Raw genomic sequence first — 13,062 nt, 5'->3', positions numbered from 1 at the left:
TTATTTGGCGGGAGCATATGCACCGTTATTTAGCCATGTCAGCCATTCTTTTTTAAACTCTGCATGGGTCAGTGGCGGTAGGCTGCGCCCTTCGCCCGGATTCCATCCTGCAAGAACAAAAGCATCATCAGCATGTTTTTTGAGTTTATTAATATCCATATGTCCGTTTTTAGATGGATCCATTAATTGTTTTGCCAGCTGGTGAGCTGTTCTGCCTTCAAAAACCATTTTCATATCAGCAGGTGGCAAGTGCCAGTCTGAATTTCCTGGTGGCGTATGTAATCCAGGTGTATTTTTAGTTTGGTGGCAATTTGTACATTTCATGGCATATAATCCTCTTCCGTCAATACCGCGTTTAGGAGCCATGACATGTAAATGACTGTCTTCTCCTTGTAAAGGAACGTCACCAATAGGGTGGCAGTTCACGCAACGGGGACTCATTAAAACTTTATAAACCTTTTGGAATGCTTTTACAGAGGCAATGCTGTCCTTGATGATTACAGTAGGATTAATATTTATATATTCACTTTCATTCTCCGGTTTTAGTGTCCAGCCCAATGCAACTACACTAACGAGCAAAAAAAAGAGAATAACAGCCGTTTTATTTTTTTGGAATGAAGCCATAGTAAATTGATTATTTTAAGAGAGGAATATCCTATAAAAAGTTGATTTAGTATATTGAAGTATCTTTTATCTTTTATCTTTTATCTTTTTCTTGTAATTGTGTGGCTAAATGAATGGCTTTTCTTACACGAGGATAGGTTCCGCATCGACAAATATTTCCTGACATCGCGTCATCAATATCCTTATCAGTCGGTTTTGGATTTTCTCTCAATAACACTGCAGCTGACATGATTTGGCCGGAATGGCAGTATCCGCATTGGGGTACATCCATTTCATTCCATGCCAGTTGCGCTGGATGGTCATTATGTAAAGACAAGCCTTCAATTGTGGTTATTTTTTTTCCTTCGGCCCTGCTGACTTTAGTTACGCAGGATCGAACTGCTTCTCCATCAAGATGCAACACGCATGCTCCGCACTGTGCAACACCACAACCAAATTTTGTTCCAGTCAGGCCCAGTGTGTCCCTTACTACCCATAGTAGAGGCATGTCCGGACTTACATCAACTTGATAGGTTTTATTATTTACGTTTAATGTTATCATAAGTACTTGAAATTAGATTAAAGATCAATAGACAGTTTCCTGAAAATAGGTAAAAAAATATCTAATGTTTAAACTTACTAAAAAAAATAAAGGTTTTCTAATATTAACACTAAATTTAACGAAAAGTAAATACTGTATTATGATTCTCAACTCACTTTTACTATTGTAAAAATAGGGGTTGCATCTGACAATGAGATAATAAGTACATTTTTGAGGTTTATATTATGGTTTTATTCCTTAAAATTCTGATTTAAATGTGCAGTCCTAGTTATTACTTCGATAATTATATACTTTTACCCAACAACAGAGATTTATAATACTTTGAAAGGACGTAATTAAATACTAAAGCAAATTGAATAATGAAGTTTACAACAATCACTCTTGGAGACAATAAGATAGAAGTTTTTAATTCTTTTATGGCAAAAGAAACTATACTATTAAACGGAAAAATAGTTTCGGAGAAACGTTCTATAGCAGGAGGAACACATCATTTTAAAATAATTGAAAACGATCAAGAAGTAGCGTGCAAATTTATTTTGGGATATGGTGCTAACGGAGTGGTAATGAGTTTATATAAAGACAACAAACCAGTAATTGAGTCCCAAAGAAGTATGTTCTTTGGATTCGTATTAATTACGCTTCTTACGTTTGGGTTTGTATTTTTTTATACTTTACTCTTTCACTGAGAAAGTCCACTACTTAAATATTGGAATCCGAATTAAAAGACAAAACCACTGCTTATACAATAAACAGTGGTTCTGGAACTAACAGAAATCAATTCTAATTAATCAAGTAAGTCTTATTGCCAGCCCCCACCAAGGGCTCTGTACAATTGAATTATGGCTTTGTATTGTTGGAATTTATTGTCTATCAAGCTTAATTCTGCATTCAAAGCATTGTCTTTTACAGTTAAAACTTCTAAATAATTCGCTAGTCCGTACGTCAATAATTCATCTGAATAATCAGTGGCTTTATTCAATGCAGCTACTTGTTTTCCCCTCACGGTGAGTTTGTAGGTTTCATTGTTGTATTGTGCCAATGCATCCGAAACTTCTTTTCCGGCGGTCAACAAAGACTGCTCAAACTGAAGATAGGCTTTTTCCTGATTTGCTTTTGCAATTTCAAATCTGGTTTTAATCTGTCTTTGATTAAAAATAGGTTGTGTCAACCCCGTAATTACATTAGCAAAAAGGGAATTAGCGCTAAACCATTCTTTCAAATCAATACTCTGAAGTCCTCCTGTTGCAGTAAGTTTTAACGTTGGATAAAAATTACTTTTAGCTACATTGGTTTGCTCAAAACTCGAAATAAAGTTGTATTCTGCTGCAATCACGTCAGGTCTGTTTCTTAGTAACGTAGCAGGTACACCAAGTGTAATGGTTGGTTGTAAGGATTGTGTTTCAAAAGTGCTTCTTTCAATTTTGGCAGAAGCTTCACCCATAAGAATGCTCATCGTGTTTTCAAGAATGATACTATTATTCTTTAAATCAGCAAGGATAATTTCGGTAGCATATTTTTGCGCTTCGGTTTGCTTCACACCAACTTCGGTAACATTTCCTGCCGCCTTTAATGCTACAATTGTTTCAATACTTTGATTTCTGTTAATCAAGGTTCGTTCTGTTAATTTTATTTGTGCGTCAACAGAAAGCAATTGATAATAGGTTGCGGCAAGGGTAGCAATTAATTGTGTTTTGACCACTTGATTCGCTGCTGTAGTTTGAAGATAGGCCGCATTTGCTGCGCGCTTGTTGCTTCGTATTTTTCCCCAAATGTCTGCTTCCCAAGAAAGATTCCCTGTAAACTGGTATTGATCCACATTAGTTGCACCACCACCACGGCTTATTAAGTTACCTAATTGACTGTTTTTAGAAAGCTCTTGATGCGTCCAGTCGGCACCTACAGAAAGTGTTGGAAAATACCCTGCTTTTCCCTGTCGCATGGTAGCCTCGGCAGCTTGGATATTTTGCATTGCAATTCTGATATCCAGGTTATTGTTTAACCCTTTTTTGATATACCCTTGCAAAAGAGGATCGGTAAAAACGAGATCCCAAGCAACATTAGCAAGTGAAGTGGTATCATTTGAAACAACTTCAGTTCTGTAAAGATTTTCGGTTTTTAATTCTGGCCTATCGTATTTTTTAGCAACAAAGCACGACTGCATTACAGTAGCGGTTATAACAACTACTGCTATTTTAATTAACTTATTCTTCATTTTCTTTATTTAAAAGTGCGACATCAGTTTCCTGATTTGTTATCGGAAGTGGTTTTGTAGAAATTTTTTCTTGTAAGGTTTGGAAAACGATAAACAATACCGGTATTACAAAAATACCAAAAATGGTTCCTATTAACATACCGCCAATTGCTCCAGTTCCAATAGCATTATTCCCAACAGCTCCAGCTCCTTTAGCTAACATCAAAGGCAATAATCCGAAAATAAATGCAAATGATGTCATCAATATAGGACGTAAACGAGCAACTGCACCATGAATAGCCGCTTGGGTGATACTCATTCCTTTTTTTCTGGAATCTACAGAAAACTCGACGATTAAAATGGCGTTCTTAGCGAGTAATCCAATAAGCATAATAAGTGTTATTTGTAGGTAAATATTATCACTCACATTGAAAAAATAAGCAAATAAGTATGCTCCTGCTAAACCAATTGGTAATGAAATTAATACCGCAAAAGGCAACATATAACTCTCATATTGAGCGGCTAACAAGAAATATACAAAAACCAAACACAATAGGAAAATATACAATGTTTGACCGCCAGCACTTATTTCCTCACGAGTCATTCCTGAAAACTCATAACCATAACCAATAGGTAAGGTTTGACTTGCCACTTCTTCAACTGCTTTAATGGCATCACCTGAGCTGAAACCTTCATTTGGAGCCCCTGTTACTTTTATAGAAGTGAATAAATTGAAACGTTCTATTGCCTGAGGGCCAAATACTTTTACTAAAGTCACAAATTGTGAAATAGGAGCCATCTGACCAGTATTATTTCTTACCAATACTTGATTTAACGATTCGGGATTACTTCTAAATTCGGGTTCAGATTGGTAAACCACCCGAAAATGTTTTCCAAATTTGTTAAAATTAGAAGCATAAACGCCACCATAATATCCTTGCATAGTGCCTAAAACATCCGTGACAGTTAACCCTGATTTCTTTATGGTAGCAACATTCAAATCAATTCGGTATTGCGGATAATTTGGAGAAAAAGAGGTAGTTGCATATTTGATTTCGGGACGGCTATTTAAAGCTCCTAAAAATTTACTTTTTACTTCATCCAACTCCTCAATTGTTCCTCCTTTTTGATCTTGTAATTGAAATTCAAAACCATTGGTAAAACCAAAACCAACAAGTGTAGGACGAGCAAAATACAGGACTTTTGCATCTTTAACAGAAGCCGTACGCTTAAACAATTCAGCTATTACTGCATTTATTTCCTGATTCGCATCTTTACGTTCAGCCCAAGTTTTTAATTTTACAATTACCATTCCGTAATTACTACCTGTACCACTTATTAAACTACGACCTGAAATACGAAGTACTTCTTTTATTTCAGGAATATCTTTTACTTTATTTTCAATTTGCAATAATACTTCCTCGGTTCTTTCTAATGAAGTGCCGGGCGGAAGAGAAACGTCAGAAAGAATTGCTCCTGTATCCTCACCCGGAACAAAAGCCTTTGGCGTAATATTTAATAATAAGATAAAAATCCCTGCAAAAATGGCAATTCCTAAAAAAGCCAACCATTTACGTTTTATAAAAAACTCAACAGATCTTTTATACTTAGCGGTTGTTGTTTCAAACCCAACATTGAATGCCGTATAAAAGCGTTCTGCAAAACCTTTTTTCTTTGAGTTTTTATCGTGTTCTTTCAAGAAAATGGCACACAAAGCAGGAGAAAGTGTTAGGGCGTTAATAGCTGATAATACAATTGCAACAGCCAAAGTTATTCCAAACTGCTTGTAGAAAACGCCCGCTGAACCACTAATAAAAGAAACAGGAATAAATACCGCCGACATGACAAGGGTAATAGAAATAATTGCACTACTAATATCTTGCATGGCACTATGAGCTGCTTTTTTGGGATCATGTTCCCCAGCTTCCATTTTGGCATGGACGGCTTCAACTACTACAATGGCATCATCGACCACAATTCCCACAGCCAATACCAAGGCAAAAAGAGTTAATAAATTAATGGTAAAGCCAAATAAACTTAGGAAAAAGAAAGTACCCACAATTGCAACAGGCACAGATATTGCTGGTATAAGGGTAGATCTCCAGTCTTGTAAGAAGATAAAAACCACAATAAAAACCAATAAAAAGGCTTCAATCAAAGTGTAGATCACTTTAGTGATAGATTCTTCTAAGAAGTCATTTGCATTAATTAAGGTGGCATATTTTACCCCTTTCGGGAAATTTACTTCCGCTTCATCTAACACTTTTAAAGAACCTTCAATTACTGCTTGTGCATTAGATCCTGCAGTTTGTGCAATAGCAATTGCAATAGATTTGTTTCCATTTGTGTACGCATTACTGGCGTAATTTACAGCCCCCAATTCAATTTTTGCGACATCCCCTAATTTAAGGATTTCTCCGTTTTGGGTTGAACGGATAATAATTTCTTCGAACTCTTTTACATCTTGCAGACGCCCTTTGTATTTTAATGTATATTGAAAAGATTGGTCACTACTTTCACCTAACTGACCGGGAGCGGCTTCAATATTCTGCTCAGCCAATAAAGCTGTAATATCCGAAGGAACAAGTCCATAAGCTCCCATTACATCTGGCTTAAGCCAAATACGCATCGAGTAGTCTTTTTGTCCAAAAATCATTGCTTCTCCAACTCCTGCTACACGTTTTATTTTTGGTAAAATATTGATGTTAGCATAATTTTGAAGGAAAGTATCATCATAATCCGGGTTGTCGCTGTATAAAGATAAAATCAAAATATTGTCGCTTTGTCTCTTTGAAGTTGTTACACCGGCTCTTGTAACTTCTTGAGGCAACAAAGGTGTAGCACGTGAAACACGATTTTGCACATTCACAGCTGCTAAATCTGGATTTGTACCTAATTTAAAGTAAATATTAATAGCTGCTGAACCGTCATTATTTGATGTAGAAGTCATGTAAGTCATGTCTTCAACACCGTTGATTTGTTCTTCTAATGGAATTACTACCGAGCTCATTACAACTTCGGCACTGGCGCCTTGATAGTTTGCTGCTACGGTTACCGTAGGTGGCGCTATTTCTGGATATTGTGAGACAGGGAGTGAGATTAACCCTAAAACTCCTAAAATTACGATGATAATAGAGATCACCGTTGACAATACCGGTCTGTCAATGAATTTTGAAAACATATTTTGTTATTTATTCAATAATTAGTTTCTGAATTACTTTTTTGTTGGATTGATGATAGTTTTAAAATCAATAATTTCAGCCTTAATGAGGGTTCCTTCAGTTACTATCCCCACTCCTTCAACAAGTATTTTATCGTTTACATTTAATCCGCTATCCACTACAAAAAATTGACCTCCAGGAATTGCGCGAACTTCAATTGGGATTGCTTGCACTTTGTTGTTTTTATCCACAACAAGTGCAATGCGTTTGTCTTGTAATTCTAATGTTGCATTTTGAGGAATGACAATAACATCCTCTAAATGTGTAGGGATTTGTATCGTTCCACTTTCTCCAGAACGCAACAATTTGTTTCCGTTTGTAAAACGTGCTCGTACATTAAACGATCCTGTTTGTGTGTTGGCTTGTCCGCTAAAGGTTTCAATTTTACCCTTTTGTTCATATTGCATCCCATTGCTTAAAATTAAATTTACCGCTTCCATTTTGTTTATTTTTTCTTGAAATGACTTTCCTGGAGTATTCATCATGATATCCAATTGTTCTTTTTCATTTACTGAAAAATAGGCATAAATCGTGCTCACATCCGAAATTCGGGTTAAAGGTTCAACAGTTTGGCTGCTTACATAACTTCCAAGTCTTAAAGGTAAAGTTCCTACAATTCCGTTAACAGGACTTTTTATAGTAGCATAATTAATTCTGGCAACGATACTTTGATATGTACTTTTAGCACTAGCTAAATTTGCTTTAGCCGTTTCTAATTGCACATCACTGATGATGTCACGCTCTACCAAAGGGATTAAACGATTTACCTCCACTTGAGCAGCCGCAACTTTTGCTTTTGCAGCGCCAGCTTCCTGGGTTGCTGTTTGAGTCTCTAATTTAAAAAGCAATTGCCCTTTTTTAACTTCTTGTCCTTCTTGTACATATATTTTTTGAATATATCCATCTACTTTTGCACGAATATCTATATCGGTAACGCCTTCTAAACTCGCAGGATATTCAGCTAATAAAGTTGTATTAGAGGTTGCTATCTCAACCACTTTGTAGGACATAACAGAAGGAGCCGTTTTAGCCGTTTCTTTTTTGCAGGAGAGCAAGCTTATTGATAATAAAATTACACTTATAAAATATTTTTTTTTCATCTGGGACTATTTACTAAAATTGATTAATTATTATTTTACTATTGTTATTTTCTATTTCTTTGAATTTATGGATGGTTTTAATCAATAATTCTTCGACTTCTATTACATGTTTTTTGTATGCTTTTGTATTTTCCAGATTGCACTGCTCTTCAGGACATGAAATGTTTTTTTCACGGTACGCTTGCAATTTTTCGATTATTTGTTTTTCAAAATCAAGTATTTTTAGATAATTAGTCAGTCTTTCGCTAAATGGACTGGATTTGAAATATTTTTTTCGATCACCAGTTAACGTATAATAATTTATTTTGTCCATTTTTAGCAGCAGATTCAAGTTTGTAGAAATCGAACTTTTACTGGCGCCCAGTTTTTCAACTATTTCTTCAAAGGTTAATCCTTTTTTGCAGCCATCAATTATTAATAGTCCCAGAATTCTGGAGCCAAGCGGAGATAAATTATACAGTAACTCAAAATGAATTCCGAACATTTCTATAAGTTCTTCTCTTTCTTTAGGAATATTGTTCATAATTTTTTTGCAAAAGTACTATTTAGTTCGGCATTTACCGAACTAAGCGAACTTAAATCTATGTTAATTTATTTAACAAATTGTAGTTAATGAAGTTACTGCTTCTACAATAAAAATCTAAAGTTTATTCCTCATTTAGTTATAATTAGATTAAAAGTTAGTTGGTGAAAAAAAAATGCTTAATATTGAAAAGTGAACATTTATCCATATTTTATTAAACCAAATGAATTTTACTATGAAATCTAAAAACTTCAAGAACTCTTTATTAATGATTTCTTTATTCTCTGCAACAGCAGTTATGGCGCAACACAACTATGTGAACACTCCGCCAGAGGTTTCCCCAATGTCAATGAAACCAGAAATGACTGAAATTTGGGAACCAGAAGTAAAAGGTATTACCCCGGCTAAAACCCTTGGAAATGCGCCTTCGGATGCGATTATTTTATTTGACGGTAAAAATTTAGCACAATGGGTGAGCCAGAAAGATATAAATAAACCGGCAGGATGGAAAATTGTTGATCAAGATTACATGGAAGTTGTTCCGGGTACCGGAGCCATTCAAACTAAAATGGTTTTTGGGGATTGTCAACTGCACCTGGAATGGAGCGCGCCGGATGTTGTTTTAGATGGGGGACAGGCAAGAGGAAACAGTGGCGTATTTTTCCAAAACAGATATGAATTACAAATATTAGATTCCTATAATAATAGAACCTATAGTAATGGCCAGGCCGGAAGTATTTATAAAGATCATCCACCTTTAGTAAACGCCGTGAAAACACCATTAGAATGGAATGCTTATGATGTAATATATACGGCACCTCGCTTCAAAGCAGATGGTAAAATTGATGCTCCGGCAAGAATTACCGTGTTTTTAAATGGTGTTTTAGTCCAAAATAATACTACAATAAACGGGTTGACACTTTACATCGGTTTGCATAATTATCCCTCGGCTCATGGAGAGGATGTTATTTCGCTTCAGGATCATGATTCTAAAAATCAATTCCGAAATATTTGGATCAGAAAACTATAAAATTAAATACCAACGGAGTGCTAAAACGCTCCGTTTTTTTTAGCGCTACAACACAATTAGTACTGTTCTGTTTTTGAAATCTAAATTACTTATATTTGTTGACCTAAAAAAAACTTATAGTGAGTCAAATCAATAAGCTAAAAATATTCAATGATCCCATTTATGGGTTTATTACCATACCCAATGCCTTAATTTACGATTTAATACAGCATCCTTATTTTCAGCGTTTGCGCCGTATTTCCCAGATGGGCTTGTCGTATTTAGTATATCCTGGTGCCAATCATACCCGTTTTCATCATGCTTTAGGTTGTATGCATTTAATGCAAAAAGCGGTTGATGTATTGCGTTTTAAGGGAGTTTCAATATCTCCAGAAGAAGAAAATGCACTCTATATTGCCATTTTGTTACACGATGTAGGACATGGCCCTTTTTCGCATGCTATGGAAAGAAGTATCGTTGAGGATGTACATCATGAGGAAATTTCCTTATTGTTCATGAATCAGTTAAATGTGGAATTCAAGGGCCAGTTGAGTCTAGCCATTCAGGTTTTCAAGGGGGAATATGACCGGAAATTTATGCTGCAACTTATTTCGAGCCAATTGGATATGGATCGTATGGATTATTTGAAACGCGATAGTTTTTATTCGGGTGTTTCAGAAGGCAATGTCAATTCAGAACGATTGATCCAAATGATGAATGTTGCGGATGATGTTTTGGTTATTGAAGAAAAAGGAATTTATTCTGTTGAAAAATTCTTGATGTCCAGACGATTAATGTACTGGCAGGTTTATTTACACAAAACCAGTTTAGTGGCCGAGTTAATTTTGACGAAAGTCCTAAAAAGAGCTAAAGAGTTGACCTTAAAAGGAGTACAATTGCCTTGCAGCAAGCCGTTGTCTTTTTTTATAGAAAATAAAGTTACGATGGACACATTTGATGCTCGGAGGTTAGATTTATTTGCACAATTAGATGATTTTGATATTATTGGGGCTTTAAAAGCTTGGCAAAAAGAGGATGATTTTATTCTGTCGTCTTTGAGTAAAATGATTGTCAACCGTGATTTATTAAAAATAAAATTGACGAGTGAAAAAGTCACTTTGGAAGAATTACAGCCGTTGAAAGAACGTTTTGCAGCAGAGCATCATATTTCTTTACAAGAAACAAACTATTTTATTTTTAGAGGAAAAATAAAAAATCAGGCTTACAGTAAACAGGCAGAACCCATACGGATTTTGAATAAAGACAAAACAATTGAAGACGTTGTGGATGCCTCTGATCAATTGAATTTGAAATCATTATCTAAATCCGTTACTAAATATTACATATGTTTTCCAAAACAACTGTTATAAATTCAGTATTTAAAACCTATTTTTTATATTTTTGTCGGGATGAAATTTACAGCAGAACAAATAGCAGGGATTTTAGAAGGTGAAGTTGTAGGAAATCCCATGGCAGAAGTTTCTAGATTATCAAAAATCGAAGAAGGCATCGAAGGATCACTAACTTTCTTGTCAAACCCCAAGTATCAGAATTATATTTATTCTACTAAAGCATCTGTAACAATTGTTAATGATACTTTTATAGCAGAGGCACCAATTACTACAACTTTGATTAAAGTGATTGATGCGTATTCCGCATTTTCTAAATTATTAGAATTTTACAATCAGGTAAAATTAAATAAAAGTGGGATAGAACAACCCTCTTTCCTTTCGGACAGCGTTAAATATGGAGAAAGTTTATATTTAGGGAGTTTTAGTTATGTAGGTCAAAATGTCGTTTTAGGAGAAAACGTAAAAATTTATCCCAATTGTTTTCTGGGTGATAATGTAGTAGTAGGGGATAATGTTATTCTATTTGCTGGTGCAAAAATTTATTCAGAGACCATAATAGGGAATAACTGTACGATACATTCCGGAGCTATAATAGGTTCAGATGGTTTTGGTTTTGCACCTAATCCAGACGGAACTTACACTAAAATCCCACAAATAGGAAATGTTATTATTGAAGACAATGTTGATATTGGGTCTTGTACTACAATAGATAGAGCCACAATGGGTTCAACTATTATACGAAAAGGCGTGAAGCTGGACAATCAAATTCAAATTGCGCACAATGTTGAAATTGGGGAGAATACGGTAATAGCGGCGCAAACCGGTGTTGCGGGTTCAACTAAAATTGGCAAAAACGGAATGATTGGTGGCCAAGTTGGAATTTCTGGACACCTAACCATTGGCAATAATGTACGAATTCAAGCGCAATGTGGTGTAGGAAGGAATATTAAAGATAATGAAATCTTACAAGGAAGTCCCGCATTTGGGTACAATGATTTTAGTAAATCGTACGTTCATTTCAAGAATTTACCCAAAATTGTTGCAGAAATCGAAGAATTAAAAAAACAAATTTTAAACCAAAAAAATGGAAAAAATGGTTAAACAGAAGACCATCAAAACAGAAATCTCTCTAACTGGAGTTGGATTACACACAGGTAAAGAAGTGAAAATGACTTTTAAACCTGCTCCAGTCAATAATGGTTTTACTTTTGTTCGAGTAGATCTAGAGGGACAACCTATTGTGGAAGCTGATGCAAATTATGTAGTAAATACACAAAGAGGAACCAATTTAGAAAAGTTAGGGGTAAAAATTCAAACACCAGAACATGTTTTAGCGGCATTGACGGGTTGTGACTTAGATAATGTCATCATAGAATTGAATGCTTCTGAACTACCAATAATGGATGGCTCCTCTAAATTCTTTGTTGAAGCTCTTGAAAAAGCGGGTATCGAAGAACAAAGTGCAAAAAGGAATGTATATATAGTAAAAGAAGTTATTTCATTTACTGATGAAGCCACAGGCAGCGAAATTTTAGTGATGCCAAGTGATTATTACTGCGTTACTGCAATGGTTGATTTTGGGACTAAAATTTTAGGAACTCAAAATGCGACTATGAAAAATATTTCTGATTTCAAAACGGAGATATCTGAGTCAAGAACCTTCAGTTTCTTGCATGAATTAGAATCTCTTTTAGAGAACGGTTTGATAAAAGGAGGTGATTTAAATAATGCTATCGTGTATGTTGATAAAGAAATATCAGCCACTACAATGGAAAGTTTGAAACTCGCTTTTGGAAAAGAGCAAATAACGGTTAAACCAAATGGTATTTTAGACAATCTGACTTTGCATTATCCGAATGAAGCGGCAAGACACAAACTACTTGATGTAATAGGTGATTTAGCTTTAATTGGAACTAAAATACAAGGTAAGGTAATAGCTAACAAACCAGGACATTTTGTCAATACACAATTTGCGAAGAAAATGGCTAAAATCATAAAAATTGAACAACGAAATTATGTTCCTGTTTTTGATTTACATCAGGAACCATTGATGGACATTCATAAAATCATGGCAGTTCTGCCTCATAGACCCCCATTTTTATTGATTGACAGAATTATCGAAATGTCAGAAACTCATGTGGTTGGAATGAAAAATGTAACCATGAACGAAAACTTTTTTGTAGGTCATTTTCCTGAAGCTCCGGTTATGCCAGGTGTTTTAATTGTGGAGGCCATGGCGCAAACAGGAGGGATTCTTGTTTTAAGCACGGTTCCGGATCCGGAGAACTATTTGACTTATTTTATGAAAATAGATAATGTTAAATTTAAACACAAAGTATTACCAGGCGATACTTTGATTTTTAAATGCGATTTAATTACGCCAATCCGACGAGGTATTTGTCATATGCAAGCAAATGCGTATGCAAATGGAAAACTGGTTGCTGAAGCAGAATTGATGGCCCAAATTGCTAAGAAACAGTAATTTTTTTGTTGATTTGGTT

General features: G+C 35.2%; 11 protein-coding genes. 5 read left to right on the top strand and 6 right to left on the bottom strand.

Annotation, left to right across the window (positions count from 1 at the left end):
- Together EKM05_RS02785 and EKM05_RS02780 are read right to left on the bottom strand one after the other, a co-directional pair.
- Entirely contained in the window at positions 1-579 is a 579-nt protein-coding gene (locus EKM05_RS02785; protein ID WP_199741559.1) for a hypothetical protein, read from the bottom strand.
- A gap of 118 nt (positions 580-697) precedes the next feature.
- Entirely contained in the window at positions 698-1,165 is a 468-nt protein-coding gene (locus EKM05_RS02780; RefSeq protein WP_126553350.1) for a (2Fe-2S)-binding protein, read from the bottom strand.
- Positions 1,166-1,524: 359 nt separating this feature from the next.
- Between EKM05_RS02780 and EKM05_RS02775 the strand changes: the two genes are divergently transcribed.
- The gene (locus EKM05_RS02775) at positions 1,525-1,851 is read left to right on the top strand and encodes a hypothetical protein (protein WP_126553348.1); all 327 of its coding nucleotides are present in this window, start codon (positions 1,525-1,527) and stop codon (positions 1,849-1,851) included.
- Between the two features lie 113 nt (positions 1,852-1,964).
- On the opposite strand, the gene EKM05_RS02770 is transcribed toward EKM05_RS02775, so the two are convergent.
- From EKM05_RS02770 to EKM05_RS02755, 4 genes are read right to left on the bottom strand one after another with little or no spacing between them, the layout of a single operon-like run.
- On the bottom strand, positions 1,965-3,377 hold the full coding sequence (locus EKM05_RS02770) for an efflux transporter outer membrane subunit (protein WP_126553346.1): 1,413 nt from the start codon (positions 3,375-3,377) through the stop codon (positions 1,965-1,967).
- Positions 3,367-6,537 carry an efflux RND transporter permease subunit gene (locus EKM05_RS02765; protein WP_126553344.1) on the bottom strand — a complete coding sequence of 1,057 codons (3,171 nt, stop codon included), beginning with the start codon at positions 6,535-6,537 and terminating at the stop codon, positions 3,367-3,369. Before EKM05_RS02765 ends, EKM05_RS02770 begins: the two co-directional genes overlap by 11 nt.
- Positions 6,538-6,570: 33 nt before the next feature.
- Complete coding sequence (locus tag EKM05_RS02760; protein WP_126553342.1) at positions 6,571-7,677, bottom strand: efflux RND transporter periplasmic adaptor subunit; 1,107 nt, start codon at positions 7,675-7,677, stop codon at positions 6,571-6,573.
- A 13-nt stretch (positions 7,678-7,690) separates the two neighbouring features.
- Entirely contained in the window at positions 7,691-8,200 is a 510-nt protein-coding gene (locus EKM05_RS02755; RefSeq protein WP_126553340.1) for a GbsR/MarR family transcriptional regulator, read from the bottom strand.
- 235 nt (positions 8,201-8,435) lie between these two features.
- Here EKM05_RS02755 and EKM05_RS02750 point away from each other — a divergent pair, with 235 nt between their 5' ends.
- From EKM05_RS02750 to EKM05_RS02735, 4 genes are all read left to right on the top strand, one after another.
- Positions 8,436-9,230: a DUF1080 domain-containing protein gene (locus EKM05_RS02750; RefSeq protein ID WP_126767341.1), complete on the top strand. Its 795-nt coding sequence runs from the start codon at positions 8,436-8,438 to the stop codon at positions 9,228-9,230.
- Positions 9,231-9,349: 119 nt separating this feature from the next.
- On the top strand, positions 9,350-10,579 hold the full coding sequence (locus EKM05_RS02745; RefSeq protein ID WP_126553338.1) for an HD domain-containing protein: 1,230 nt from the start codon (positions 9,350-9,352) through the stop codon (positions 10,577-10,579).
- Positions 10,580-10,618: 39 nt separating this feature from the next.
- Complete coding sequence (lpxD, locus tag EKM05_RS02740; protein ID WP_126451547.1) at positions 10,619-11,662, top strand: UDP-3-O-(3-hydroxymyristoyl)glucosamine N-acyltransferase; 1,044 nt, start codon at positions 10,619-10,621, stop codon at positions 11,660-11,662.
- Complete coding sequence (locus EKM05_RS02735) at positions 11,655-13,043, top strand: bifunctional UDP-3-O-[3-hydroxymyristoyl] N-acetylglucosamine deacetylase/3-hydroxyacyl-ACP dehydratase (RefSeq protein WP_126460118.1); 1,389 nt, start codon at positions 11,655-11,657, stop codon at positions 13,041-13,043. The genes lpxD and EKM05_RS02735 overlap by 8 nt, the downstream gene beginning before the upstream one ends.
- Positions 13,044-13,062: the final 19 nt, after the last annotated feature.

The sequence above is a fragment of the Flavobacterium sp. GSP27 genome (assembly GCF_003970395.1).
GTDB lineage: Bacteria > Bacteroidota > Bacteroidia > Flavobacteriales > Flavobacteriaceae > Flavobacterium.
Note: the sequence above shows the minus strand (reverse complement) of the source record. Positions and strands in the feature narration are given on the sequence as shown.